Here is a 25,459-nt window from a genome sequence, read left to right as displayed (position 1 = left end):
TTGTTTGATTTTTATCTACCGCATGGAGCGCATATGAACGCTGAAAGTAACATGGATCTTAAGGAACGGGATCCGAACGAGATTGATTTAATTGATATTGTATTGCAGCTATGGCGCAGTAAGTGGCTGATTTCACTGTTTGTCTTACTGGGGCTTGCACTCAGCGGAGCATTTGTTGTTTACTCCCCTCAGAAATGGATCTCTACCGCCACTATTACCCGGCCGGATAACGCGCAGATTGCCAGTTATACCTTTGCGGTGGGGGTGCTGGACGGTACCCCGGCTTTTGATGTCAGGGATATTGAAACCCGGCTGGTTAACCGTTTTTCTTCGAGTTTTTCGGCACTGGCTGAAAGTTTGCGTAATCAAAGTCGTCCGGAGAGCCTGACGATTGCCCCTTCAGAGAAAGGGCAGCCATTACCGCTTAAACTCAGCTATCAGGCCAGCAGCCCTGAAGCTGCTCAGGCTCAGCTAACCGCGTATATTGAACAGACTAACACCCGCATTGCCAGCGAACTGGAATCTAACTTACGCGAGAGCCTGCAGCAGAAAGTTGTTGCGCTGAATAGCCTGCTGGCGGCGCAAGAGAAAATCGCCCAGGAGCAAAAAGACCTGCGCATTGAGCAGATCAAAGAGGCGTTAAAATTTGCCGAAGCGGCCAATATCGTGCATCCCCAGCAGCGCCAGGGCGATAATGCCACTCAGGACACGCTATTTTTACTGGGCAGTGAGGCGCTAAGCGCCATGGTGCAGCGTGAGTCCATGCGCCCGCTGGTCTTTAATGACGACTATTTTCAAACCCGTCAGCAGTTACTGGCGATACAGGATCTTAAGAGCGACGAGACCAGTATCAGTACCTATCGCTATATCCTTGAGCCAACCTTGCCGGTGCATCGGGATGGCCCTAAAACGGCGCTGGTGCTGATTCTAGGCGTATTGTTGGGGGGGATGATCGGTGGTGGTGTGGTGTTAGCGCGTAATGCGGTAAGGGAATATAAAGCCTCTCGCTAAAATTACCCTGCATACTTCGAGCTGCAGTCGCCTTGGCTGCGCTCACTTACCCGAATCACTGACTGGAGTCAGCGCATCGGGATTTGCCTACCTACCGATTATAAAGTCCGCGCAATACGCTCACCATCCGCCAAAGTTACAACCAGCGTCAGTTCGCCGTCCAGGGCCGTGGCATAACGTTTTAAGGTTGAGAGTTTGGGGTATTTTCGACTTTCTTAGTTTTAATCGCGACTGGCTGTTTAATGCCCGGCGCGGCGGTAAGTTGTGTTTGCGATATCTTTAACGTTTTGCATAATCTGGCGAGGATAACTTCCCGAAGGATTTCAGTCGTGCGTGCCTTAATACGGGCCTGACTCTCTGGGGAACGGCTGGCAATAACTTGTTCTAATGTTCTCATCTTTTACTCTCCCTGTATTTTCAGATATACGGTAAACATCCTGTTCACTCATATCAGCGCATCTGCCATGTACTGCTTTTTAACAGGCCACGATTGTGGCCTGTTCTGTTGTTACAGATTACTTACTCTGATGTCTCTGACGCAGGTTTTCAATCACCGCGCTGAGGTCGAGCTGCTGGTCTTGCAGCAGGACCAGCAGGTGGTAGACGAGGTCAGAGGCTTCGTTGGTCAGCTCGGTACGGTCATTGACGGTCGCGGCCAGTGCGGTTTCAACGCCTTCTTCCCCGACTTTCTGGGCAATGCGCTTGGTGCCGCTGGCGTAGAGTCTGGCGGTGTAGGAGCTGTCCGGGTCGGCGTTTTTACGCGAGGCCAGCAGCTGTTCCAGCTGATAAAGGAAGTGCCAGTCATGGTGGGTATCCGCGAAGCAGCTGCTGGTGCCTAAATGGCAGGTCGGGCCAATCGGGTTGGCGAGGACCAGCAGGGTATCGTTATCGCAGTCCGGGGTGATGCTGACGAGGTTTAAAAAGTGGCCGCTGCTTTCCCCTTTGGTCCACAGGCGCTGTTTGCTGCGGGAGAAGAAGGTCACTTTGCCGCTGTCGATTGTCTGAGTCAGCGCTTCCTGGTTCATATACCCCAGCATCAGGACTTCGCCCGACTGGGCGTGCTGAACAATAACGGGCATCAGGTCAGCGGTTTTTTCCCAGTCTAACTGGGCTAGCTGTTGTTCGGTTAACACACTCTAATCTCCACACCCTGCTGAACTAAATAGGCCTTCAGTTCACCAATATTAATAATTTGCTTATGGAACACGGACGCGGCCAGCGCACCGTCCACATCTGCGTCACGGAAAGCTTCATGGAAGTGTTCCATGGTACCGGCTCCGCCAGAGGCAATCAGCGGCACCCGGCACACGGCGCGCACTTTGCTGAGCTGCTCCAGGTCATAGCCATTACGCACCCCGTCCTGGTTCATCATATTCAGTACGATTTCACCGGCACCGCGGCGCTGAACTTCTTGCACCCAGTCGAGGGTTTCCCACTGGGTGACCCGGGTACGGCTTTCATCCCCCGTATACTGGTTAACATGGTATTTACCGGTCTGCGCGTCAAACCAGGTATCAATCCCTACCACGATACACTGTACACCGAAGCGATCCGCCAGGCGGGTGATAAGCTCAGGATCGGCAAGGGCAGGGGAGTTGATGGAAATTTTATCCGCACCGAAAGAGAGGATCTGCGCGGCGTCTTCCACCGACTTAATCCCCCCGGCGACACAGAAAGGAATATCAATCACTTCTGCCACGCGGGTCACCCAGCTTTTATCCACGACCCGGCCATCGCTGGAGGCAGTGATATCATAGAACACCAGCTCATCAGCGCCTTCTTGCGCATAGCGCTGTGCCAGCGGGACGATATCGCCGATGATTTCGTGGTTACGGAACTGAACCCCTTTGACCACTTGCCCGTCACGTACATCCAGACAAGGAATTATCCGTTTTGCCAGCATGAAATTGCCTCCGCTGCTGTGAATTTACCTTCCAGTAATGCCCGCCCGACAATCACGCCGGTGACACCACTGCCACGCAGCGCGGCGATATCGTCCAGCCCGCCAATACCGCCTGAAGCCTGGAAGCCGACTTGCGGAAAACGGGCACAGACTTCCCTGTAGAGCTCGACGTTAGAGCCGCTCAGAGTGCCATCCCGGGAGATATCGGTGCAGAGCACGTGCTTTAAGCCAAAAGGTAAAAACTGCTCAACCAGTTGCTCAAGCGTAGTGCCGGAGGTTTCCTGCCAGCCGCTGACCGCAACCTGCTTTTGACCTGCGGCATCAATGCGTACGTCCAGCGCCAGCACGATGGCATCGGCGCCAAAGCGGTCAAACCAGCCTTGTACTTTAGCCGGGTCAGAAACCGCAGTAGAACCGACCACCACACGGGCCGCGCCTGCATTCAGCAGGGCTTCCACATCCTGCTCGGTGCGGACACCGCCGCCAACCTGAACCGGAACAGTGACCCCGGCCAGCAGCTTTTGCAGCAGTGGGATCTGGCGTGCGGCGGGGTCTTTAGCACCGGTTAAATCCACCAGATGTAAAACCTCTGCGCCCTGAGCCTGATAATCCTGAAGTCTTGGCAGCGGGTCGCGGCCGTAGTCGCGTTGCTGACCATAATCTCCCTGGTGGAGGCGTACCACGGTGCCGTCAATTAAATCGAGTGCCGGAATAATCATGGTTACATCTCCAGAAAGTTTTTCAACAGCCGCGCGCCTGCGGCACCGGAACGTTCCGGGTGAAACTGCACGCCCCAGAAATTATCTTTTTGTACCGCAGCGGTGAAGGCTTCGCCGTAATTGGCCTGGGCGATAGTATTCTCGCAGACCGGCATGGCGTAACTGTGGACGAAGTAGAAGTAAGACCCTTCTTCAATACCACGGAACAGGTGGTCACCCGCTTTAGGATAAACGCGGTTCCAGCCCATATGCGGCAGCGGCAGACCAACGTCTTTCATCTGAACGACAGGCTGGTCAACAATACCCAGCATCTCGACACCATTGCTTTCTTCACTGCGGCTGCCGAGCAGCTGCATGCCGAGGCAAATACCCAGTACTGGCTGGGTACAGGCTTTAATCAATGACACCAGATCGCGATTAATCACTTCCTGCATTGCGGCCTGGGCGGTACCGACACCCGGTAACAGCAGTTTATCCGCATGCAGCACCACATCCGGCTCACGGCTGACCACAGGCTCATAGCCGTGGCGCTGGATGGCCGACTTTACCGAGTGCAGGTTGGCGCAGCCGGTATCGAGGATGACCACGTTCATTACAGAACCCCTTTCGAAGAAGGCAGGACATCACCTTCAACACGGATAGCCTGGCGCAGCGTACGGCCAAACACCTTAAACAGGCTTTCTACCCGGTGGTGATCGTTTTTGCCTTTGGTTTTCAGGTGCAGCGTCACGCCCATGGTATAAGACAGGGAGCTGAAGAAGTGTTCCACCATCTCGGTGCTCAGGTCGCCGACGCGCTGATAGTTAAACTCGGCTTTATATTCCAGGTGCGGACGGCCGGAGATATCCAGGGCACAGCGCGCCAGGCACTCATCCATCGGCAATACAAAGCCAAAGCGGGTGATACCACGCTTATCGCCCAGCGCCAGACGCAAGGCTTCACCCAGCGCCAGGCCTGTATCTTCCACCGTGTGGTGATCGTCAATATACAGGTCACCGTTAACGGCAATTTCCATGCGGAAGCCGCCGTGGGTGGAGATCTGATCCAGCATATGGTCAAAGAAGCCAACACCGGTATTGATCTTGCTGCCACCTTCGCGATCCAGCCAGACTTTAACGTCGATCTGCGTCTCTTTGGTATTGCGCGCAACGTGGGCATAGCGGTCGCGTTTAGTCAGCTGCTCACTGATATGGGACCAGTTTAAATTTTCGCTGTGATAGCGCAGGCCCTGAATACCCATATTCTCAGCAAGTGTGATATCGGTGGCGCGGTCACCAATCACATAGCTGTTAGCAATGTCCAGCACGCCGTCTTCCAGATAACGGGTTACCAGCGCGGTTTTAGGTTTGCGGCAGGCACAGTTATCCGCAGGCAGGTGCGGGCAAATCAGCACTTCATCAAACGCAATCCCCTGAGAGGTAAAGACCTGCATCATCAGGTTATGCGGGGCATCAAAGTCAGCCTGTGGGAAGCTGTCGGTACCCAGGCCGTCCTGATTGGTGATCATCACCAGTTTATAGCCCGCTTTTTGTAGCTGCAGCAGGGCGGGAATGACATTGGCTTCAAAGGCCAGTTTGTCCAGACGGTCAACCTGGAAGTCAACCGGGGGTTCACTGATCAGGGTACCGTCGCGGTCAATGAAAAGGATTTTCTGGCTCATTTGTTCTCCGTGGCCTGGCAGCCGGGTTGTTCTTGTAGTGCAGCGATAAGGCGCTGGCATTCAGCGCGGGTGCCTATCGAAATACGCAGGCAGCCGCTTAATGACGGTTGTTTATTCTGGTCACGCAAGATAATGCCTTGGTCCCACAGGGATTTAAACACCTGACTGGAATTGGTCATTCTGACCAGAACATAGTTGGTTTCGCTGGTAAACACCTGCTCAACGCAAGGTACTTGTTCCAGAGCGGCGACAAGCGTTGTGCGGTTCTCAATGATTTCAGCCACACGCTGACGCATCGCCGCAAGCCCTTGCTCACTCAGTGCCTGGGCGGCAATATCGGCCACCGGGGTGGAGAGCGGATAAGGGGCAATCACTTTCAGCAGCAGACCGATCACCTCTTTATTGGCGAGGGTGAAACCGCAGCGCAGGCCTGCCAGCGCAAAGGCTTTTGACAGGGTGCGCAGGATAACCAGATGCGGATATTCAGCCAGCCACTGGGTCAGGGTCGCCTGCGGGCAGAACTCAATATAGGCTTCATCCGCCACGACAATGGTCTTGTCGCGCGTCAGTTCCAGCAGAGCACGTAAATCCTGCGGGCTAATTAACTGACCGGTCGGGTTATTCGGACTGCAAACGTACAGCACCTTGACGTTATCAAGCTGGCTTGTGATGGCCGGTAAATCAAGCTGCCAGTCGGCCAGCGTCGGGACGATACGACACTCGACACCGAAGGTCTCAGCGCTGACGCTGTACATCCCGTAGGTCGGCGGGCAGTACATAATCGCGTCCTGACCCGGTTCGCAGAAGGCCCGGATCAGCAGTTCAATCCCTTCATCTGCACCTCGGCTAACCAGAACCTGTTCCGGTTGGACTCCGGCATAACCGGCATAGCGCTCGATAACCTGCTTTGGCTGGCATTCCGGGTAACGGTTCAGCGTCTGGGCGGTTAACTGAAACTCTACGGCGGTTGGGTATTCGTTGGCATTCAGCCAGACATCCCCGTTGCCACCCAGACGGCGGGCCGAGAGATAAGGCACCAGTTTACGGACGTTGTCGCGGGCTAAGGCTTCAATGCTCATTTTTTATCCCCTTGCTGACGGGCATTCAGAGCCGCAACGCGTAAGGTAACGGCATTTTTATGGGCGGTCAGTTGTTCAGCGGCCGCGAGTATTTCAATGGTCTTCGCCAGTGAGGAAAAACCGTCAACGGAGAGTTCCTGAATCGTCATACGCTTCTGGAAATCCGCCAGGCCCAAGCTTGAACAGGTTGCGGTGTAGCCATAGGTCGGCAGCACATGGTTGGTACCTGAGGCGTAATCGCCTGCGGATTCCGGTGACCAGTCGCCGAGGAACACTGAACCCGCACTGGTAATATCATCCACTAAATCGCGGGCATTACGGGTCTGAATAATCAGGTGTTCCGGGCCGTAGCGGTTAGAGATCTCAATACATTGTGCCAGTGACTCGGTCACGATAAGGCGGCTGCTGGCCAGAGCCTGACGTGCGGTTTCGGCGCGCGGCAGCTCGGCTAACTGACGGTCAACGGCAAGGGCAACGGCTTCGGCCATAGTGGCGTCAGGCGTCAGCAGAATAACCTGTGAGTCCGGGCCGTGTTCTGCCTGAGAGAGTAAGTCCGAGGCAACAAAATCAGGGGTCGCACCGCTGTCTGCAATCACCAGTACTTCCGACGGACCGGCTGGCATATCGATGGCGGCCCCATCAAGACGCTGGCTGACCTGGCGCTTGGCTTCGGTGACATAGGCGTTGCCCGGGCCAAAAATTTTATCCACTTTCGGCAGCGATTCGGTACCCAGTGCCAGAGCGGCAATCGCTTGCGCACCCCCTACCTGAAACACTTCCTGCACGCCGCAGAGTGATGCCGCATAGAGAATTTCATCGGCAATCGGCGGCGGTGAGCAGAGCACCACTTTGCGGCAGCCGGCAATGCGTGCTGGCGTGGCCAGCATCAGCACGGTGGAAAATAGCGGCGCTGAACCGCCGGGAATATAGAGCCCGACTGACGCGACCGGGCGGGTCACTTGCTGGCAGCGCACGCCCGGCAGCGTTTCAATATCCACTACCGCCAGCTGCTGGGCGAGGTGAAATTTTTCAATATTGGCGACGGCAACCGCCATCGCCTGTTTAACGTCATCGCCCAGACGCGCCACTGCGGCAGCAATTTCGTCTTCGGTTACACGCAGTGACTGAACTTCGGTTTTATCAAACCGGGCGCTGTATTCCCGCAGGGCAGCGTCGCCATTGTTTTTTACGTTATCGATTATTTCGCTGACGATACGCGTGATGTTATCCGATGCGGAGATAGCAGGGCGGGTTAATAGCGCCTGCCGGGTCTGCTCATCGCTGTCGTTCCAGTTTACCAGGGTATTAAAACTCGACATGCCGGCCTACTCCATCATCTTCTCAATTGGTAACACCAGAATCGAGCTGGCACCCAGCGCTTTCAGCTTTTCCATGGTTTCCCAGAACAGCGTCTCGCTACTGACCATGTGCATGGCAACACGTTGCTTATCACCCGCCAGTGGCAGAATAGTTGGGCGCTCGGCGCCTGGCAGCAGGGCAATAATGTCGTCCAGACGCTCGCTTGGCGCGTGCAGCATAATGTATTTGGATTCACGTGCCTGAATCACCCCTTGAATACGGGTCATCAGGGTATCAACCAGCTGCTGTTTGGCGGAGGTTAATTCGCCATCACGCTGGATAAGGCAGGCTTTGGACTGATAGATCACCTCAACTTCACGTAAACCGTTCGCTTCCAGCGTCATACCGGTGGAAACCAGGTCACAAATCGCATCAGCCAGACCCGCGCGCGGAGCCACTTCAACGGAACCGTTCAGCATACAGGATTTAAACTGCACGCCTTTTTTATCCAGGTAGCGCTTCAGCAGGTGCGGATAAGAGGTAGCGATACGTTTATTCTGTAAACTTTCCACGCCTTCCCAGTTGACATCCACCGGGGTAGCCATTGACAGACGACAGCCACCGAAATCAAGACGGCGCAGAGTCAGATAGCGTGGGTCATCGCCCTGAGCGCGGCGGTTTAGCAACTCTTCTTCCAGCACGTTTTCGCCGATAATGCCGAGATCAACGACACCGTCCATGACCAGGCCCGGGATGTCGTCATCACGGACACGCAGGATATCAATCGGCATGTTTTCAGCCTGAGCAATCAGGCGCTGGGTGTGCAGGTTAATTTTAATGCCGCAGCGAGCCAGCAGTTCGCGTGATTCGTCACTGAGACGGCCTGATTTTTGAATGGCGATGCGTAAACGGTTGATGTCTGACATTGTTGGTTACTCCTTAGATTTATTAATTATGACGTCCAAAAAAAAGCCCCCGAAAGACTTCTTCCGGGGGCTTTTTTCGCGCTTTAGCACCACTGGAAGAACTTTTCGTCTTCCAGCACCAATCGCCTGAAAGACTAGTCAGGATGATGGTGATGGTGGTGGTTTTTAACTGGAGCGCGTGTCATAAAATTCTCTGGTATCAAGGTTTATTGATTTCTGTAAACTAACCTAAACCAGATTACCTGATGGGCGCAAGGGCTTTTTTGGTTAATATTCATATTCTGTCGCGTTTTGTCATTTGTGTGCTAAACCTGACAGGAGTAGCCTTTGCTAAGGTATCGGCACTATCACAGAACATAACACTGCAACACCAGGAGACAGGGCATGAAAAAGGTCGCAATCATCGGGTTAGGGTGGTTAGGTATGCCGCTGGCTTTATCGCTGCTGGCGCGAGGTTACCAGGTGCTGGGAAGTAAAACCACACCGGATGGCGTTGAAGCCGCCAGAATGTGTGGTATCGAAAGCTATCCGTTATTGTTAGAACCGCTGATGGAGTGTGATAGTGAAGCTCAGGATGCATTGTTTAATGTGGATGCACTGATACTGACATTACCTGCTCGTCGCAGCGGAGACGGCGAGAACTTCTATTTTCAGGCTGTGCAGCAGGTGGTTGATACCGCCCTGGCGCACGGCGTGCCGCGGATTATTTTTACCAGCTCGACCTCCGTCTATGGCGAAATCGACGGCATAGTGAATGAAAGCAGTCCGCTGGAGCCAGTCACCCACAGTGGCCGGGTGTTAAAAGAGCTGGAAAGCTGGCTTCATAGCCTGCCGGGTACTGAGGTGGATATTGTACGCCTTGCCGGGCTCGTCGGGCCGGAGCGGCATCCGGGGCGTTTTATGGCGAATAAAACCCAGCTCACCAATGGGCACGGCGGCGTGAATCTGGTGCATCTGGATGATGTTATTGAAGCGCTGAACTTACTGTTGCAGGCGCCAAAAGGCGGGCATATCTATAATCTCTGTGCTCCCGGGCATCCTTCCCGCGCCGTTTTCTATCCGCAGATGGCCAGACAGCTTGGGTTAACGCCGCCGCAATTTCTCAGCGAAGAGAAAACAGGCTCCGGAAAGCTGGTGGATGGCAGTCTGATTTGTCGTGAGCTAGGCATGGTTTATCAGTACCCGGATCCGCTTCTTATGCCGCTCTGAATTTGGTAATAAATATGTCTTTTTGTAACCTAATTGACACAATTTGTATACGGATTAATCAAAGCAGATCAACAATTTGAGCCATCCCAGAGCTGGCGCGGCATGCAGAGCAGAAGGCTAATGCTTTTTTAGACACTTTTAGTGAAAAAAAAGTCCCCGTAAAGGCTTTATTGTCTTGTCATCCGGCAAGCGTTTGAGGCAAAATAGCGGTACTGCAAAAATGCACACAAATATGCACACTAACCGACGTTTAAGAGACGTCGGTTATTTTTTTGCAATCAATTAAGTCAGACAAACGGCATTATGCCAAAAAAACAAGAGGCCGGGCTTCGTACCGGATAGATACTAGCTTTTAAAAAACGACAGTTGTGTCGCCGAGGAAATTAAGATGGGGCAGATTTTTGCTTTTGCGCGGACTTTCACTGAATCAGAAGGAAGTTGCCATGTCGCTTAACGTCACCGCAGGTACAAACAATCGCGTAGGGTTAAAAAAGACCTTAACGTTACTTCCCGTTGTCATGATAGGTCTTGCTTATATGCAGCCCATGACGTTGTTTGATACGTTCGGTATTGTTTCCGGGCTGACCGACGGCCATGTACCCATGGCTTATGCCTTTGCTCTGATAGCGATATTATTTACCGCTCTGAGCTACGGCAAGCTGGTACGTCGTTTCCCGTCTGCCGGTTCTGCTTATACCTACGCCCAGAAATCATTTAACCCGCTGGTGGGTTTCATGGTCGGCTGGTCGTCGCTGCTTGATTATCTGTTTATGCCGATGATCAACATCCTGCTGGCAAAAATCTACTTCGAAGCCCTGGTTCCCGGGATCCCGTCGTGGATATTCGTTATCGTGCTGGTCGGTTTTATGACGGTTTCCAACCTGCGTAGCGTCAAAACAGTGGCTAACTTTAACGGTACCATTGTGGTTATGCAGCTTGCGTTGATTGCCGTGATTATCGGCATGGTTATCTACGGTGTTGCCGGTGGCGAAGGTCAGGCTACGCTGAGCAGCAGCAAGCCATTCTGGTCAGAAAATGCCCATTTAGTACCACTGGTTACCGGGGCGACTATTCTCTGCTTCTCATTTACCGGTTTTGATAGCATCAGTACGTTATCGGAAGAAACCAAAAATGCCGAGCGTGTTATTCCGCTGGCTATTTTTCTGACGGCGATTATCGGCGGTACTATTTTTATCGCATCGACCTATTTCTTGCAGCTGTACTTCCCGGATATCTCTCGCTTCACCGATCCGGAAGCTTCACAGCCAGAAATTATGTTCTTTGTGGCCGGTAAAGCCTTCCAGGTGGGCGCGCTGATCTTCTCTACAGTAACGGTACTGGCGTCCGGTATGGCCGCGCATATGGGCGTTTCTCGTCTGATGTACGTTATGGGCCGTGATGGCGTGTTCCCGAACCGCTTCTTTGGCTATATCCACCCAGTATGGCGTACCCCGGCATTTAACGTGATATTGGTTGGTGCAGTTGCCTTACTGGCGATTGATTTTGACCTGGTGACGGCAACAGCATTGATTAACTTTGGTGCACTGGTCGCCTTTACCTTTGTTAACCTGTCCGTTATCTCTCAGTTCTGGATCCGTGAAAAGCGTAATAAAACGCTGAAAGACCATTTCCAGTATCTGATTCTGCCGATGATGGGTGCGCTGACAGTAGGTGCGCTGTGGATTAACCTGGAGCAAAGCTCAATGATCCTCGGCCTTATCTGGGCGGCAATTGGTTTTGTTTACGTGGCTTGCGTGACCAAAAGCTTCCGTAACCCGGTTCCTCAGTACAGCGAAGATAGCCTTTAATCACTTCACTGCTCGAGTACTAAAAAAGGCACCTGCTGGTGCCTGATAAATCGCTAACGAAAAGAGGGGAAAACTGACGTTTTCCCCTCTTTTGTTTTTTCTGTATGCTGAATAATCTGAGTCTGGAAAGACTATAACGGGTGATATCAGGCCAGCTGTTTTTTCATATTGGATAGAGAGGCCTGAACTGTCATCTGTTTAATGGTGTCCAGCATGGTATCAACCTGGCTTTGAGTCGCATCAACCATCTCGCCATTGATACGTGCTTTATGGGCCAGGAGCATACGAGCAGCGCGTTTATCTGATGCTGCCTGCATTGCGGCACTGGGATTAGTAGCATTTCGGCGTTCGTAGCACATGACTCCTCCTGTGTGTGCAATTTTCTCCCTGGTGCTAAATATAACTTACCCCACCAGATTCCGGGCATAATCAAACAGCGCTTTCAGCAGTTTCAGTTTTTCGCCATCCCCTTCATACTGGTTATACAGTGCTTCCAGCTCCAGGACGTAAGCTTGAACAGCTTCATGGCTGAGGCGCTCCTGGCGATGCTGAGCCCAGCGTTGTTGTTCGGCGGCGTCCAGTGTCTCAGGCCAGTTACGTGCCCGGTAGTTAAACAGCAGGGGCTCAATCCGCCCATCAACAAAAGTCAGATCCAGGGTCGCTAAGCGCTCCGGAGGCGTCTGCTGCACAATATTCATGGCCGTTCTGTCAGCGTCGCTGAAGAAACCGTTGTACAACTGGGCGTCGACATCTTCTGAGGGTGTAAAGGGGGCGGCGTCAGCAAACAGGGCAACCACCTTCTCACGCACTTGAGGATGTTCCCGCAGAATTTTTAAATTCTCCAGGCAATGCTTGCGGTCGATTCCCAGGCGTTCGGCATCTTCTGGTCGTAGGGTGTTAGCCACGGCCAGTACCGGACATTTATTGAGATGAACCAGCTTTATCGGCACCGCAGGGGTATCGCCCAGCTGTGATTTTGGGGTATATAAACGCTCACGCAGCAGGTCGGTTTCCAGTTCCAGTAGGCTTGAGATATCCCCGGCGAGATCAACCATAATCACGGCATTGCGATTATCAGGATGCCAGGCCAGAGGCGCTATCCAGCTAGTATTCCCGCGCCATGCACCAAACATTCCGGAAACATGCACCAGCGGTTTCATCTGCGGAATATCAATCAGCGTTTGTAGTTTCTGCTTACTGCGATGGCTGTAGAGATAGTCAAACAGACGTGGCTGCTGGCGTTTAACCAACTGCGCCATCGCGATAGTGGCGTAGACATCGGCCATGGCATCGTGGGCGTTACTGTGTTCTATCCCGTTGGCTTTAGTAAGGTGTTCCAGCCTGAAGCTCGGGAAACCCTCATCATTTTCTGGCCAGACGATGCCTTCCGGGCGTAAAGCGTAACAGGCCCGCATGACATCCAGTAAATCCCAGCGCGAATTTCTGTTCTGCCAGCTCCAGGCGTAAGGATCGTAGAAGTTACGATAGAAAATATTACGCGTCACTTCATCATCAAAACGCACATTGTTATAGCCGACAATACAGGTATTCGGCGTGCTGAACAGCCCATGAATACGTCTGGCAAACGCCGCTTCATTTTCCCCCTGCGCCAGCGCCTGCTGCGGCGTTATTCCGGTTATCATCACCGCTTCTGGCTGAGGTAAATAGTCATCTGCTGGCTTGCAAAAAAACACCTCTGGCTCGCCAACGACATTAAACTCACTGTCTGTACGCAGGGCGGCAAACTGCGCCGGACGATCCAGAGAGGGGCTCTTACCGAAAGTTTCGTAATCATGAAAGAGGAAGGTAGGTTGTTGCGCTGAGTTATTCAATGTTTATTTACGTCCATTTGTGTTGTCTAACTCACTGATATTAAATTGCATATCTAATAAATAATCCGTTCTTTGATACTGCCGTATTGTTCACTGTTCACTGTTCACTGTTCACTGTTCACTGTTCACTGTTCACTGTTCACTGTTCACTGTTCACTGTTCACATGAGTCCATACCTGTGTGTACCAAATATTATGGGGGCTCAGTGACACAAAAATTCTCTCTGGACATGGTAAACCATATTCGGGCTTACAAGAAGTAGCGGATGCTGATGGGCTTGTAGCACGCATCTCATCAAAAAGAGAGATCCTGTTGAGTATTGCTACCGATGGTACTCAAAAGAACCGCGACTTAGCCTAGGCGTTATCCTGAGCTGTAGCTTAAAGAAGTCAGAAGTATAACTTCTGACCCAAGGATCCTATATGACAAGGGTATATATCCGAGGACGCATTTTGAAAAATCGGCATCTGATATTTTAACTCTTGCTGACTGCCTGGATTATTGGGAAGAGAACTACGTCAAAGCTACGCTGAAGCAGAATACAATCAATCTGTACCAGTCCACTGTTATTAAGAATATGCGCAATACTTTTCCCTGTAGTTCGATTGGCTCAATAGCTGTTAAACAGCGGGTTGATGCTTACACTCAGGACGAAAAAATTAATAGCCGAAGGGCCTGGCAAATGCTGTCTCAGTTGCGATCTGCTATGAGTTGGTGCATGAGGCGACAGGTTATCGATAGCTGCTCAATTATGAGTATCCAGCCGCGGGATTTTGGTACCAGGGCTGAAGTCGGTTCTAGAGTTTTAACGTACTCGGAGTTAGCTCAGATTTTGCTGGCAATAGAGAGAAGCAGAGCTGCAACATCTAATAAGCTATTACACCAGATGCTAATGCTATGGGGGCTAGGGTTTCAGAATTGAGGCTTTCGGAGCGTGGTGAATTTGATCTGAATGGGACGGTCTGGTCATAAAGAGCATAGCAAAATGTGTGGTATCATCATACGCCCTATCTTTGAGCAAATAGATCCGTTGCTTGAAAAGTCTATGATGATTTATAAGAAAATCCTTTTCCCGGATGAAAATATCAATCAGCCGGTCTGCATCGCTGCCGCTAAGAGGTTTATTGGGCTCATAATAGATGGTATTGATATTGGATACTGGCGAGCACATTATTTCAGGCGAGCGTTGGTTACTCGACTTTCTGAAGAAAGTATCACGTCGCATGTTACTGAAAGAATGTTCGAGCATGAACTTGGTAGTGTGAGGACTGCGTAAAATAAGCGTGACTACATTGATGACCAAGGGAAGAGTTATGAGTTGCATGCTGATGAATTGCTCCGACACGTTAGTCACTTGTCTGATACCTCCTATAATCATCCACTAATTAACAGCCTCGTAGGGAAAAGCCTTTTGCCTTGTTCGAACTGGTTTATAGAGGTTGGAGTGATTGGTGTAGTTCCAGATAGTTTGTCTAGATGAGATACCTAAGATCCCCCATTACTTCGGGTTCTTGCATTAACGGTCTGTCATTACTAAGCATATTTTTCTCCAGGCATAAAAAACCGCACTCGGCGGGTCGGATGCTAGCTTTCTTTGATCGGCTTTCCACACTTAGGGCAACAGTTAAATTCTTTATCTTTCGGGGCATCATCGATGAAGTTGAATATGTAACAGCAGCTACTTCTCCAGGAGTTATCGAGCTCGTTGTATTCATGAGAGTGTGCTTTATCAATGCCGAACAGGCGAAGTTTATCGTTCTTCCTGACGATATCCGACTGGCACCACTTAATAGCGCCAAGCTGCTGGGCTATGTGCATTAGCCCCATGTAACTAATTTCAAAACAGATAGAGCACTTCCAAGGCAATAAGTAGGCAAGTTTTTGAGCTGGGTTAAGTGTTATACCAATGGCTGTGACATTCATAATTACGCCACGGGTTGATACCGTATTACTGGCGGCTACCTCAGCTAAATAATCGTTATTGGAAAAATTCTGTATGCACATTCAGACTCTCGCATGAAGTAAAGCGATTGCTCACTACATACCTGCTAAAAGTCAGCTTTAAGGGGGCTAACAATCTCGAAAACCCGTTGAACTAATTCAGTTGCCATCAGGCCTCCCCCATCAAATTTTTCATGTAGAAACTCATTCATTTTCGACGAATGCAGTATATATCACAGTTGTGCAGAAAGCTGGTGTTGCAGCTAAAATTAAGTCAGTAAAGCAAGTAGAGATAGCAAATATTACCGTTAAGCAGAGCTTCATTCTCAATATGAATATTTAACAAACTATAGGGAATTATGTTTCTTCCTGGAGGATATATTATCATTCCTGAATGTAAATAAACTATTCGTAATCCTTTTTCGCTAAAACAATAGTATTGATACGTTTAATTAATATTTAATAAGGTGTAGCACATAGCAAGGCTGGATTGGGAGCCATACAAAAACAGTTCCTCGCCGATCACGCCAAATCAAACATTTCCCCGAAAAGCTGGTGTGAGTCGCAAGGCAATAACTACGCAATAGCCAGTCGATATATCCAAAATCCTACCGCGAGAATAGCGCAAGAAAGTGTGCACTGCGCAGATAAAAAAGAGCGCAGATGAGCTGATAGATGACGATGGACTAACCGACCAGCAACATATCTATGTCGCGGAATGCTTTAAGTATGACTATACGCTGACTCTCCCTGCTTCCTGGTCTGAGACCGGATGAATGGGAAATGAATGACAGTGAGATTGAGTTTCTCAAACTGATATTTTGCTCATCTGAGCGGGTCGGATATGACGCACCGCTCTCACCAATAGGGTCATCGTCTGCCGGAACCACCGCTGTTAATGCTGTCCAATATTCACCCATGCTGTGTCAGGATGACTACGATATTTATCCTAGAGATATCATTTAATCCTACTAGTTAACTCGCAACCCGCTTCGGTGTTTTTTTCATTATGAGGTTTATGGCTACATACAACACTGGTGACACCGGTGGAGTCTGCATCGCTTAAAAATCTGTACGACAACGCTGAGAACCTAGAAGTTTTTACCAACGATAGAAATACAGAATATGCTGATGACCGTTTAGGCGTTAAGAGATTAACATGGTAAGGAATTGAGAAACAATCCAGCGAGCAATATCCGCCTATGGCTATATCAAGAAGGCATCTTTTGAGCAGGGTAATACCCTCGACATTCCTAACACTGTTTTGCAGTGGCGGTTTAATGGCGAGCTCTACCTCTGGGATAGGGACTGGCCGGTACCCAAAGTAGTACCCGCCAGCTCTACACCAGAGAGTATTGGCGGGATAGGACAAGGCAAGTGGGGAGGCGTAGGTAATGCTTCACTAAGGAGCAAGCTATCATCGGAGCGAGTGTCAGTGTTGCCACCAGTAGGTACTCTTTCAAGCTTGATTGGTGTTCGTTCTCCTGTTGGGGTGGGTGCCATAAGTTATCGGGGCAATAAGCTTATAAACTGGATTGCTGATGGTGATTTCTCTTCAACATCTCACACTTTACTTTCCGAGCCTGTAAAAAATGATTTTAATGAATATGTTTTAACGACAGACAAAGGCAAGTTTACATTCGTAACAGAAGAAGTTGAAAAATTGAGAGGGGGGCAGTTTGAAGGCCCCAAGAAAGGTGATATCAGAGGCTGGGGTTACCGCTTCTATAATAGCGAGACTGGACTGGGGGATTATCTTATAGTTGGAGGGTACAATAATACTCCAGGCTTACTTAAAGCCGTGGATTATTGTGATGAATTAACCATTCCGGGTAATAGTCATGCAACTTTCGCATTACAGGATCGGGCTGTATTAGCCTCCGTTTTATTAATTAGGAACAATAAAAAAATATACGCTAATAATTCTCATTGGTATTTATTAAATACAAATAGTCTAACTCACTTCTCATTCATTCATTTTAAAGCTCGTGGAGAGCATGCGCGTATATATGATCTGAATTTGGTCGGTGACAGGAAAGTGAATAAATCCGGCGCAGAATGGGGATATGGATTTCTTACTCGCGCCTACAAAAATCTCGAGCTTGTACGCTGTACTGCCCGAGAGTTTCACGGTGATGGATTCATTACTGCAATGGATACCTCCTATCCCGGAAAGACTAACGAGCATATAACATTAAACGAATGCCGCGCATGGAATAACGGCAGGCAGGGGTTGAGCATCATCGGTGGTCAGGTTACCGTCATCAATAATGAATTTGATTTTACTAACGGGACAGACCCGATGTCCGGTATTGATATCGAGCCGGAGCCAAATATGCCAGCTGATTTAGATGTTAAAATAATCGGTTCGACGTTTAGAAATAATAATGGTGCAGGGATATTGATTGCTTTACAACATGCATTTGTTGCGCCCTTACTGGAAGGTAAAACCGTTGTTGATATTAACATTGTCATAGACTCCCCTTATATTCTTGAGAACAGAACAAGAGGATATAAAACAGATACAGCATTAAGGATTGTTTCCGGACCTATTGATTATGACAAAGCCGTGTTAACGAATAGATTAGTTGGCAAAATTACCATTAACAATTACAACATCATTCGCCCTGCCTATGGTGCGATAGCGATTGATGACCACTACTCTGAATGTGTCCCCATTTTCTTGAATAATGGTTATATTGAGGATATTTGCCACTACTTGCAACCTGGCGAGGAAATCCCCTCTGCAGGGCTTGTAAAATTTGGATTCCGATCTGGTAAAATGCCGTTATCTCCTAATTACAAGCAAGGGCGAGTGGTGATTAATGGTCTGACTTATCATGATTCACAAGGTACAACTTTCAGTCCCACTGCGACATATAATAATCACAGAGTTAAACGACCATTCCTGAATATGTCAGACAAACCGATGACAAATGTCAGTGAATGGTTGATGGTACGGGATTTTAAAACAAACATCCGATTAGCTGACGGGCCGTATTTATTCTGGAGAATGTACGGGGCAAGATATGAGGGAAAAAACCTCGAGGTTCCCATGACGGGAAGTTTATTCGGAAATGATGCGTACAACTATGGTGAAGGTGTAAATATTATTCTCATGCCAATTGTGCCTGGAACATCGCAGGATATGACGCTTCCGTTGGCTGAAAACATGATTGATTCTACAGTGCACTTCATTATGAGGCATGGGTCAACGGCTCAAATTGTTTTCCGAGGAAACTCAGGGGATAAAATCAGAACACCGGCAGGCACCTTGGTTGATTCTGTGACAACGACAGAGGCGCGTGGTTTGCATCAATTTTATTGTTTAACTAATGGGCTCTGGGTTCAGCTGTAATGCAGGGTAGGGAGGCTAGCCAGAAATTGGCTTATCCATCAATCCACCCAACTCTACCACCGAATTATTTCGCGGTTAGTGTTTGTATGTTGGTTTTTGGTGTAGGTTGAAGGAGATTTGCTGAGAGACGAACGGTGTAATAAGTTAGCATACGTACCAAGTGGCGGCGATTAATTTGATATTGGTATGTAAATCACGTTCTTAGGATGTGTTTCACATAGTCATGAAACAAAAGCATGGGTTGCTGTGATAAGCTATTCAATGTTTATTTACGTCCACTTGTGTTGTCTAACTCACTGATATTAAACTGCATATCTAATAAACAATCCGCTCTTGTATATACAGTATTGTTCACATGAGTCCATACCCTTGATGTACCAACCTTAGATCCCGGTGTGTACCCAATATTATTATGATTCTCAGTGACACAAAAATTCTCTCCGGACATGGTAAACCATATTCGGGCTTACAAGAAGTAGCGGATGCTGATGGGCTGTAAGCACCCATCTCATCAAAACAAGATCCTGTTTCAGTATCGCAATAATTTTTGAACGTTTATTGGTAGTTTTAAGATGTGCTGCCGGGTAGCCTTGTTTCAAGGAAGGAACCCGCGGAGAAGGATATGTCTGGCAGGAAAAACAAGAGCAGCGTGAATGGAACACCCACCCCACACGATCTGACGTTTAAACAGTTTCTCACCCATCCCGATACCGCCAGGGATTTTATGCAACTTCATCTGCCCGCTGAACTGCAGACCATCTGCGACTTCAGCACCCTGAAGCTTGAGTCTGGCAGCTTTGTCGAGGAAAGTTTACGCCCCTACTTCAGCGACGTGCTCTATAGCCTGAAAACCACGGCCGGGGATGAGGGTTATATTAATGTACTTATCGAACATCAGTCTTCGCCTGACAAACATATGGCGTTCCGGCTTCTTCGTTACTCGGTTGCGGCCATGCAGCGTCACCTGGATGCAGGGCATAAAAAATTGCCGCTGGTAATACCCGTTTTGTTTTACAACGGCAAACGCAGTCCGTATCCGTATTCAACCCGCTGGCTGGACGAATTTAACGATCCAGGATTAGCTGAAAAGCTGTACAGCGGTCATTTTCCCTTGGTCGATGTTACTGTTATACCGGACGAAGAGATCATGGGGCACCGTCGTATGGCAGCCCTGACCTTACTGCAGAAACACATTCGCCGACGGGATATAGCAGATCTTCTCGATAATCTGTCTACTCTGCTACTGGCGGGACACATGACAAGACAGCAACTGGACTCACTGATAAACTATCTTGTACAGGCAGGCGAAACTTCAGACGCAGAGGCCTTTGTACGTGACCTGGCACAGCGAGTGCCGCAATATGGGGATGAACTGATGACCATCGCACAACAGCTGGAACAGAAAGGAATAGAGAAGGGTATCGAGAAAGGTATCCAGCTAGGTCGTAATGAACATAAACTCGAAGTAGCCCGAGCCATGTTACAGAACGGTTATGACCACAGTAGCATCATAAAAATAACCGGCCTGACAGCAGACGATCTGGCACGGATCGACCGCTGATTACCTGCCCTGATCCGGATGCCCCATAACACAACTCATTAAACCAAACTGATATCCATCAGGCCGTTCTTCACTCACTGCCACTTAACCTGCCCTTGTTTCACCGCTTCCATAATCGCTTTCCCGGAGTTCTGGTATTCTGGTAGCGATAACACGCGCCACTGGCCATTCTGAAAGGCCAGCAGGCAGCAGCGAGCATCAATGGTATTTTTAATCGCAAAAGTGCGGATATCACTTGAAGGTGTCGGCAGGCCTTCGCCTGGGCGGGGGAAATAGATACGCACGCCGGAAATAATAATATTATCCATAGTCGTTACTCGTTAACCAGCCAGAATTCGGCTTCGTCAAACATCTCTTCAATTAAACGGTTGAGGCGTTCTTTCTCAAACTTAGTGCAGTCGCTGTTCACCGCATTGGTTTGCATCGGTTTAACCCGTACCGCAGCGTCAGGAAACACACGCTGTACGCGCTGGGTGAGCTCCGCCAGGATTATCTCTTGAGCGCCAGGCAGGCCAGCAACATTACGTTTATCATAGACGAGTTCGACGAACATGGTTTATCTCCGCTATACTGTTTTAATATACAGTATTAGGCGTTTTTGCTATGTCGTCAATGGCTAATTTAATTAATACTTTATGAAGTGAACTCCTCACCTGCCAGAGAACCAGCAGGTGAGGGGTATTAGCGATTAGAACTTCCAGGAAACACTGCCGACGATGCTGCGTTCTGCACCAAAGTAGCAATAAGAGAGCGAGTTACAAGCTGCAATATAGCTCTTATCCGTCAGGTTATTGACGTTAACCTGAGCGCTTAACCCTTTTATGCCCACTTTAGACAAGTCATAACCCACCGCCATATCGACCAGAGTATAGGAAGGCAGGGTATGCGTATTTTCGCGGTCACTGGTGACACCGTTGACATAACGTACACCAGAGCCGATGGTCAGGCCGTCCAGCGGGCCGGTCTTAACATCATAGCTCAGCCAGGTACTGGCCATATTACGAGGCGCATAAACCGCGCGTTTGCCTTGCTCTTCCGGGCTACTTTTCTTATAGCGAATATCGGTATAAGTATAGGCTGCCTGAAGATGCAGGTTTTCGGTTATCTCACCGACCGCTTCCAGCTCCACCCCTTCAGACTCGATTTCACCGATTGAACGATACGGAGAATCCGGCTCTGTTTTGGTGGCGATGTTTTTCTGATTGATACGGAATACTGAAACACTGTACTGAGTATTGGCGCCTTCCGGCTCATACTTCAAGCCTGCTTCCCATTGCTTACCGGTCATCGGTTTCAGCAATTGACCCGCATCATCAACGAAGCTGGTTGGGGTAAATGAAGTGGAGTAGCTGACATAAGGTGCAATGCCATTATCAAACAGATACATCATGGCTGCACGGCTGCTGAAGTTATTTTTATCCAGCCCGCTGGATTCACCATTCAATTTATTGATATTGGTAATTTTAACCTGGTCAAGACGACCACCCAGCGTCATACGCCAGCGATCCAGTGAAATCTGATCCTGCAGGTAATAACCTGTCTGGCGCAGTTTATGCTGTTCTTTCCCCCACATGCTTATATTCGTTGGGGAAGCACCATAGACAGGATTAAAGGCATCAAGCGCCGGGAATGAGCCACTGTAACCCGTGGTATGGTTGCTACGATCCTGGTAGTCCATACCAATCAGGACTCGGTGATTCAGTGGGCCGGTATCAAAGCTACCATCCACATGGTTATCCAGCGTGATGGCATTCATCTGTTCTTCAGAGCCGGAATAACCCCGATTAAGCTGGGTCTCATTTGCCCAGCCTGCCGCATAAACCTGATTCAGTTCGACTTTGGTATGCAGGTAACGCACTTTCTGACGTACTGACCAGCCGCTATCAAACTGATGCTCGATATCGTAGCCGACCATATTTTCCTGGCGGTTATATTTATCAAAGTCTGACTCACCCTCATAGAAGGTGTTAGAGATTTTCTGGCCATTATGGGGTACTACAGTCCCGTCATAAGGCAGGCCTGAATGGCTGCCACCTTCAGGATCGCGATGCAAATAGGCCATTAAATCAAGACGCGTATTGTCGGTTATCCGCCAGGTCAGGCTCGGCATGATTGCATAGCGTTCCTCTTTCAGCGGGTCGAACTGAGAGTCGGCATAACGGGTCATACCGCTGATTCGGCCAGCGACTCTGTCGTTATCGTCCAGTGCGCCGGTGACATCAAACATGGCGCCACGCTGGTTATTGTTACCGGCAAACAGCTTAATTTCACCGCTGTTATCAAAGGACGGTTTACGAGAGGTGAGGGCAACAATACCGCCAGGTGAAGAACGGCCATAGAGTACCGAGGCCGGGCCACGAACCACTTCAATGCTTTCTAAAAACCATGGGTCAACCACCAGTGAACTATGGGAGTTGGTATCCCCCATGATTTTCAGCCCGTCAAGATAGATATTGTCCAGGCTTCCGTCGGAAAAACCGCGCATGACAATATAGTCAAAACGATTTGAGGCACCGATTTGGTTACTGTAGACACCCGGCGTATAGGTGACCGCCTGATGTACGCTGGTCGCGCCTTGCTCTTCAAACTGCTCCCGCGTAACTATCGATACCGCCTGCGGGGTTTCGATATCCGGAGTTTCCAGTTTAGTTGCACCACTTTGCACTTTTGAAGTGACAACGAGGGTATCGTTTTTTGCTGTTTCCTGTGCAAGTGCCGGGAAAGTGAGGCTACCGGTGGCCAATCCCACCAGCAGTGCCAGACGCGTTTTAGTCAACATTAAAGTCTCCAAAGGCCTTTTCTAATTGTTAATAAGAATTATTACCTTTTTGAAACGGTAAACAGATATGCGTAATGTCAGGTTGCATATGCGCAATGACAAACTATTGGCACCGGCATCTTTCGCTCAGATTAACGGGAACGGCGAATATCGACTGGCGGCATACCGTAACGGCGACGAAAGGCGGTAGAGAAATTGGTGGCGTGCTGGTAACCCGACATCCAGGCAGCTTGCTGGACGCTATGGCCTTCCAGTAAGTAGCGATGTGCCAGTGCCAGACGACAGTCGCGCAGAAAATCAAAAATAGTACAGCCGTAGGCGAGGCGAAACTTACTGCGCAGGCTGCTCGGGCTCATGGCGGCTTGATGTGCCAGGCCATTCAGGGTGTACTCTTTTTCAGGGGCTTGTTCGAGTAGCTTACGAATATTATCCAGCCGCTGATGCTCACAACGCTGGGCAAACTCGTTGGGGCGGGTGATAACTTCCTGCTGACTCAACCCGTGTCCCAGCAACTGCATAATCAGCCCTTCGAGGATTAGCTGACGTGCTACTCCGGTACCACTGCCATGCTGCGCACGGGCTAAACCGGCCAGCAGATAATCAGGGACTTGCCAGGCCATTGATGGTGCATTGCTGGATTGCCACTCCCGCAACAGCGTTTTAAGCAGACTGCTGTGCCAGGCCTCGCCGGGGTAGACCCCCAGAGAAAGGGTTCTCAGTTTATGTCCGGCAACATGGCGAACCGTCATCGCATGATGGCTCGACAGCCGTGTGGCATAAGTCATACCCGAGCGAATGCTATATTGCTGGCCATAGTGAGAGATAACCACATTTCCTTCGAGTACCACCAGCATATAGAGCGGGGAATCATGACAGGAGAAGGTTTCATAAGGTTCCAGAACCTGAACATCAGATTGCGTCAGACTGATGCCTGAACCCAGCGTCATCTCCTCGACATCACCATGCAGCACGGGAATATGCAGAGCATTTTCCTGACTATGCAGCGGAAAGTGATAATCGATATTATAGCGTTCACCATAACGTTGAAAATCTTCCATTAAGATGAATTTTTTTTTCGCGGGAACCAGCGCATTTGGTTCTTGAAGTCTCACAGAATTCAGCCTGTCTCTTGTCGGGAGAGAATAAGATGGTAAAGATTATCATTCTTATTATTGTGCGACAACATAGCACCTCCGGTCGGCTGCCGTGAGCAATGAAGTATAACGGGCTGATATTTTTATCCTGGTTTTTCGGGATACAGCACAAATCAGATAAAAAGGGCTGCACTGAAATGTACAGGTAATTATTTTAGTGTATAAACATACAGTGGTCTAATTATCAACCGGAGAGGCACTATGTTTAGCGTACAGCAGGTTGCAGCACGTAAAGTCGTTGGCTTTCACTGGCTTGGTCCCTGGGAAGAGACGGTCCCCCTGGGTTTTGAAAAACTGGTTCACTGGGCCGCAAATCATCATTTAGATGGGGAATTACTTGCCGTCTACTATGATGACCCGGATGTGGTGCCTGCTGAGCAACTGCGTTGTGATACGGTGATGTCTGTGCCAGACGATTTTGTCCTGCCAGAAGACGCGCAGAAAAATGTCAGAGTGATGACCATAGCTGAAGATCTCTACGCCATAGGGCTGGCAAGCGTTCAGAACAACGCTTTCTTTGAGGCCTGGGAAAAGCTATTTGATCAAGTCGAGGCGGACGGGCGTTATCAGCTAACCGGTAAACCCTGTTATGAACGCTATCTTAACGACGGTATTCTGTCTGGCGAGTGGCAGCTCGAAATGTTGATTCCCGTTAAACCTATGCAGGAGTAAACCATGATTGTCGATGAAACAACCGGCTTAACTATTCTGTTTATTGCAGGCTTCGGGCCGATTACCTCTGATAGTGCCGCCAGCCAGGCATTTTATCAGCAGACGCTGAATTTGCCGTTAAAAGGCATGGACGGAAACGAAACCTATCTCTCGCTGGAAGCGGGAGAACTGGAAGGGGTCAAGCATTTTGCCATCTGGCCTCTGGAGCAGGCAGCCCAGTCCTGCTTTAGCACTGCCAGCTGGCCGCAAGATAAAGCGCTTCCCCAGAGCTGGATAGAGTTTGAAGTGGCTTCTCTGGAGGTTGCCAGCGATGCGCTTAAAGAGCAGGGCTACCAGCTGCTGGTGGATAATCGTCAGGAACCCTGGGGGCAAACCGTGACCCGTTTACTGAGTCCGGAAGGGCTACTGGTAGGGCTGACCATTACTCCCTGGTTACGCGAAACCTGACAGTCAATTAGCGCTATTTTCGTCCAGCCGGGTCTTTTACAGCAAATAATGGTCTGCTTGTTTCGATTCAGCTGCAATTAAGGTTAAGATAGAGGCAGTGT

General features: G+C 49.7%; 23 protein-coding genes, 3 pseudogenes and 1 other annotated feature. Of the genes and pseudogenes, 10 read left to right on the top strand and 16 right to left on the bottom strand.

What is annotated here, in order from left to right:
- Positions 1 to 33: 33 nt before the first annotated feature.
- Positions 34 to 1,011, top strand: a complete 978-nt coding sequence (gene wzzB, locus M2387_RS05215) for an LPS O-antigen chain length determinant protein WzzB (RefSeq protein ID WP_259047607.1) — start codon at positions 34 to 36, stop codon at positions 1,009 to 1,011.
- Positions 1,012 to 1,109: 98 nt separating this feature from the next.
- Here the strand turns inward: wzzB and M2387_RS05210 are convergent.
- The 10 genes and pseudogenes from M2387_RS05210 to hisL all read right to left on the bottom strand — a co-directional run bounded on the left by M2387_RS05210 (position 1,110) and on the right by hisL (position 8,782).
- Positions 1,110 to 1,408: pseudogene (locus M2387_RS05210) on the bottom strand (helix-turn-helix domain-containing protein).
- Positions 1,409 to 1,526: 118 nt separating this feature from the next.
- Positions 1,527 to 2,144 (bottom strand): bifunctional phosphoribosyl-AMP cyclohydrolase/phosphoribosyl-ATP diphosphatase HisIE, encoded by a 618-nt coding sequence (gene hisIE, locus M2387_RS05205; protein ID WP_259047605.1) that lies wholly within the window; start codon positions 2,142 to 2,144, stop codon positions 1,527 to 1,529.
- The gene (gene hisF, locus M2387_RS05200; RefSeq protein WP_259047604.1) at positions 2,138 to 2,914 is read right to left on the bottom strand and encodes an imidazole glycerol phosphate synthase subunit HisF; all 777 of its coding nucleotides are present in this window, start codon (positions 2,912 to 2,914) and stop codon (positions 2,138 to 2,140) included. Before hisF ends, hisIE begins: the two co-directional genes overlap by 7 nt.
- The gene (gene hisA / locus M2387_RS05195) at positions 2,896 to 3,633 is read right to left on the bottom strand and encodes a 1-(5-phosphoribosyl)-5-[(5-phosphoribosylamino)methylideneamino]imidazole-4-carboxamide isomerase (protein WP_259047603.1); all 738 of its coding nucleotides are present in this window, start codon (positions 3,631 to 3,633) and stop codon (positions 2,896 to 2,898) included. Before hisA ends, hisF begins: the two co-directional genes overlap by 19 nt.
- Before the next feature lie 2 nt (positions 3,634 to 3,635).
- Complete coding sequence (gene hisH, locus M2387_RS05190) at positions 3,636 to 4,226, bottom strand: imidazole glycerol phosphate synthase subunit HisH (RefSeq protein WP_259047602.1); 591 nt, start codon at positions 4,224 to 4,226, stop codon at positions 3,636 to 3,638.
- Positions 4,226 to 5,293 carry a bifunctional histidinol-phosphatase/imidazoleglycerol-phosphate dehydratase HisB gene (gene hisB, locus M2387_RS05185; RefSeq protein ID WP_259047600.1) on the bottom strand — a complete coding sequence of 356 codons (1,068 nt, stop codon included), beginning with the start codon at positions 5,291 to 5,293 and terminating at the stop codon, positions 4,226 to 4,228. Before hisB ends, hisH begins: the two co-directional genes overlap by 1 nt.
- Complete coding sequence (hisC, locus tag M2387_RS05180) at positions 5,290 to 6,372, bottom strand: histidinol-phosphate transaminase (RefSeq protein ID WP_259047599.1); 1,083 nt, start codon at positions 6,370 to 6,372, stop codon at positions 5,290 to 5,292. The genes hisB and hisC overlap by 4 nt, the downstream gene beginning before the upstream one ends.
- Entirely contained in the window at positions 6,369 to 7,691 is a 1,323-nt protein-coding gene (gene hisD, locus M2387_RS05175; RefSeq protein WP_259047598.1) for a histidinol dehydrogenase, read from the bottom strand. Before hisD ends, hisC begins: the two co-directional genes overlap by 4 nt.
- Positions 7,692 to 7,697: 6 nt before the next feature.
- Entirely contained in the window at positions 7,698 to 8,597 is a 900-nt protein-coding gene (hisG, locus tag M2387_RS05170; RefSeq protein WP_259047597.1) for an ATP phosphoribosyltransferase, read from the bottom strand.
- A 37-nt stretch (positions 8,598 to 8,634) separates the two neighbouring features.
- Positions 8,635 to 8,756, bottom strand: a sequence feature (His leader region).
- Complete coding sequence (hisL, locus tag M2387_RS25875) at positions 8,732 to 8,782, bottom strand: his operon leader peptide (protein ID WP_409039526.1); 51 nt, start codon at positions 8,780 to 8,782, stop codon at positions 8,732 to 8,734. (Overlaps the previous feature by 25 nt.)
- 199 nt (positions 8,783 to 8,981) lie before the next feature.
- On the opposite strand from hisL, the gene M2387_RS05165 reads away from it, so the two are divergent.
- Both M2387_RS05165 and M2387_RS05160 read left to right on the top strand, forming a co-directional pair.
- Positions 8,982 to 9,806, top strand: coding sequence for an SDR family oxidoreductase (locus M2387_RS05165; RefSeq protein WP_259047596.1), 825 nt, complete (start codon positions 8,982 to 8,984; stop codon positions 9,804 to 9,806).
- 443 nt (positions 9,807 to 10,249) lie between these two features.
- Positions 10,250 to 11,614 (top strand): APC family permease, encoded by a 1,365-nt coding sequence (locus M2387_RS05160; RefSeq protein ID WP_259047595.1) that lies wholly within the window; start codon positions 10,250 to 10,252, stop codon positions 11,612 to 11,614.
- Positions 11,615 to 11,760: 146 nt separating this feature from the next.
- Here M2387_RS05160 and M2387_RS05155 read toward each other — a convergent pair whose 3' ends face one another.
- Complete coding sequence (locus M2387_RS05155; RefSeq protein WP_259047594.1) at positions 11,761 to 11,973, bottom strand: hypothetical protein; 213 nt, start codon at positions 11,971 to 11,973, stop codon at positions 11,761 to 11,763.
- Between the two features lie 45 nt (positions 11,974 to 12,018).
- Positions 12,019 to 13,446 carry an exodeoxyribonuclease I gene (sbcB, locus tag M2387_RS05150; RefSeq protein WP_259047593.1) on the bottom strand — a complete coding sequence of 476 codons (1,428 nt, stop codon included), beginning with the start codon at positions 13,444 to 13,446 and terminating at the stop codon, positions 12,019 to 12,021.
- Positions 13,447 to 13,635: 189 nt separating this feature from the next.
- On the opposite strand from sbcB, the pseudogene M2387_RS05145 reads away from it, so the two are divergent.
- The 5 genes and pseudogenes from M2387_RS05145 to M2387_RS05120 form a co-directional block, all read left to right on the top strand.
- A pseudogene (locus tag M2387_RS05145) lies at positions 13,636 to 14,809 on the top strand (tyrosine-type recombinase/integrase); the annotation flags it as partial.
- A gap of 218 nt (positions 14,810 to 15,027) precedes the next feature.
- Complete coding sequence (locus M2387_RS25805) at positions 15,028 to 15,267, top strand: hypothetical protein (protein ID WP_310572756.1); 240 nt, start codon at positions 15,028 to 15,030, stop codon at positions 15,265 to 15,267.
- A gap of 1,384 nt (positions 15,268 to 16,651) precedes the next feature.
- A pseudogene (locus M2387_RS05130) lies at positions 16,652 to 16,720 on the top strand (hypothetical protein); the annotation flags it as partial.
- A gap of 96 nt (positions 16,721 to 16,816) precedes the next feature.
- Entirely contained in the window at positions 16,817 to 18,745 is a 1,929-nt protein-coding gene (locus M2387_RS05125; protein WP_259048348.1) for a hypothetical protein, read from the top strand.
- Positions 18,746 to 19,367: 622 nt separating this feature from the next.
- Positions 19,368 to 20,306: an Rpn family recombination-promoting nuclease/putative transposase gene (locus M2387_RS05120; RefSeq protein ID WP_259047592.1), complete on the top strand. Its 939-nt coding sequence runs from the start codon at positions 19,368 to 19,370 to the stop codon at positions 20,304 to 20,306.
- A 74-nt stretch (positions 20,307 to 20,380) separates the two neighbouring features.
- On the opposite strand, the gene M2387_RS05115 is transcribed toward M2387_RS05120, so the two are convergent.
- The 4 genes from M2387_RS05115 to M2387_RS05100 all read right to left on the bottom strand — a co-directional run bounded on the left by M2387_RS05115 (position 20,381) and on the right by M2387_RS05100 (position 24,143).
- On the bottom strand, positions 20,381 to 20,614 hold the full coding sequence (locus tag M2387_RS05115; RefSeq protein WP_259047591.1) for a hypothetical protein: 234 nt from the start codon (positions 20,612 to 20,614) through the stop codon (positions 20,381 to 20,383).
- A gap of 5 nt (positions 20,615 to 20,619) precedes the next feature.
- Positions 20,620 to 20,859, bottom strand: coding sequence for a DinI family protein (locus M2387_RS05110; protein WP_259047588.1), 240 nt, complete (start codon positions 20,857 to 20,859; stop codon positions 20,620 to 20,622).
- Between the two features lie 135 nt (positions 20,860 to 20,994).
- Positions 20,995 to 23,085 carry a ferrioxamine B receptor FoxA gene (gene foxA, locus M2387_RS05105; RefSeq protein ID WP_259047586.1) on the bottom strand — a complete coding sequence of 697 codons (2,091 nt, stop codon included), beginning with the start codon at positions 23,083 to 23,085 and terminating at the stop codon, positions 20,995 to 20,997.
- Between the two features lie 131 nt (positions 23,086 to 23,216).
- Complete coding sequence (locus M2387_RS05100) at positions 23,217 to 24,143, bottom strand: helix-turn-helix transcriptional regulator (protein WP_259048298.1); 927 nt, start codon at positions 24,141 to 24,143, stop codon at positions 23,217 to 23,219.
- A 297-nt stretch (positions 24,144 to 24,440) separates the two neighbouring features.
- Here M2387_RS05100 and M2387_RS05095 point away from each other — a divergent pair, with 297 nt between their 5' ends.
- Entirely contained in the window at positions 24,441 to 24,911 is a 471-nt protein-coding gene (locus M2387_RS05095) for a GyrI-like domain-containing protein (protein ID WP_259047584.1), read from the top strand.
- Between the two features lie 6 nt (positions 24,912 to 24,917).
- Positions 24,918 to 25,358 carry a VOC family protein gene (locus tag M2387_RS05090; RefSeq protein ID WP_409039524.1) on the top strand — a complete coding sequence of 147 codons (441 nt, stop codon included), beginning with the start codon at positions 24,918 to 24,920 and terminating at the stop codon, positions 25,356 to 25,358.
- Positions 25,359 to 25,459 lie beyond the last annotated feature (101 nt).

Origin of the sequence: Klebsiella sp. BIGb0407, from assembly GCF_024807845.1 — a bacterium.
Lineage (GTDB): Bacteria > Pseudomonadota > Gammaproteobacteria > Enterobacterales > Enterobacteriaceae > JGM124.
The sequence above is the reverse complement of the archived record's forward strand: the minus strand, read 5'-3'. Positions and strand labels throughout refer to the sequence as shown.

Excerpts from the sequence above, each read along its gene's own strand:
- M2387_RS05160 (WP_259047595.1), top strand. The coding sequence starts at position 10,250 with ATGTCGCTTAACGTCACCGCAGGTACAAACAATCGCGTAGGGTTAAAA.
- hisG (WP_259047597.1), bottom strand. The coding sequence starts at position 8,597 with ATGTCAGACATCAACCGTTTACGCATCGCCATTCAAAAATCAGGCCGT.
- M2387_RS05165 (WP_259047596.1), top strand. The coding sequence starts at position 8,982 with ATGAAAAAGGTCGCAATCATCGGGTTAGGGTGGTTAGGTATGCCGCTG.
- M2387_RS05155 (WP_259047594.1), bottom strand. The coding sequence starts at position 11,973 with ATGTGCTACGAACGCCGAAATGCTACTAATCCCAGTGCCGCAATGCAG.
- hisB (WP_259047600.1), bottom strand. The coding sequence starts at position 5,293 with ATGAGCCAGAAAATCCTTTTCATTGACCGCGACGGTACCCTGATCAGT.
- M2387_RS05115 (WP_259047591.1), bottom strand. The coding sequence starts at position 20,614 with ATGGATAATATTATTATTTCCGGCGTGCGTATCTATTTCCCCCGCCCA.
- hisD (WP_259047598.1), bottom strand. The coding sequence starts at position 7,691 with ATGTCGAGTTTTAATACCCTGGTAAACTGGAACGACAGCGATGAGCAG.
- foxA (WP_259047586.1), bottom strand. The coding sequence starts at position 23,085 with ATGTTGACTAAAACGCGTCTGGCACTGCTGGTGGGATTGGCCACCGGT.
- hisA (WP_259047603.1), bottom strand. The coding sequence starts at position 3,633 with ATGATTATTCCGGCACTCGATTTAATTGACGGCACCGTGGTACGCCTC.
- hisH (WP_259047602.1), bottom strand. The coding sequence starts at position 4,226 with ATGAACGTGGTCATCCTCGATACCGGCTGCGCCAACCTGCACTCGGTA.
- hisC (WP_259047599.1), bottom strand. The coding sequence starts at position 6,372 with ATGAGCATTGAAGCCTTAGCCCGCGACAACGTCCGTAAACTGGTGCCT.
- wzzB (WP_259047607.1), top strand. The coding sequence starts at position 34 with ATGAACGCTGAAAGTAACATGGATCTTAAGGAACGGGATCCGAACGAG.
- M2387_RS05120 (WP_259047592.1), top strand. The coding sequence starts at position 19,368 with ATGTCTGGCAGGAAAAACAAGAGCAGCGTGAATGGAACACCCACCCCA.
- M2387_RS25805 (WP_310572756.1), top strand. The coding sequence starts at position 15,028 with ATGCTAGCTTTCTTTGATCGGCTTTCCACACTTAGGGCAACAGTTAAA.
- M2387_RS05100 (WP_259048298.1), bottom strand. The coding sequence starts at position 24,143 with ATGGAAGATTTTCAACGTTATGGTGAACGCTATAATATCGATTATCAC.
- hisF (WP_259047604.1), bottom strand. The coding sequence starts at position 2,914 with ATGCTGGCAAAACGGATAATTCCTTGTCTGGATGTACGTGACGGGCAA.
- M2387_RS05095 (WP_259047584.1), top strand. The coding sequence starts at position 24,441 with ATGTTTAGCGTACAGCAGGTTGCAGCACGTAAAGTCGTTGGCTTTCAC.
- M2387_RS05110 (WP_259047588.1), bottom strand. The coding sequence starts at position 20,859 with ATGTTCGTCGAACTCGTCTATGATAAACGTAATGTTGCTGGCCTGCCT.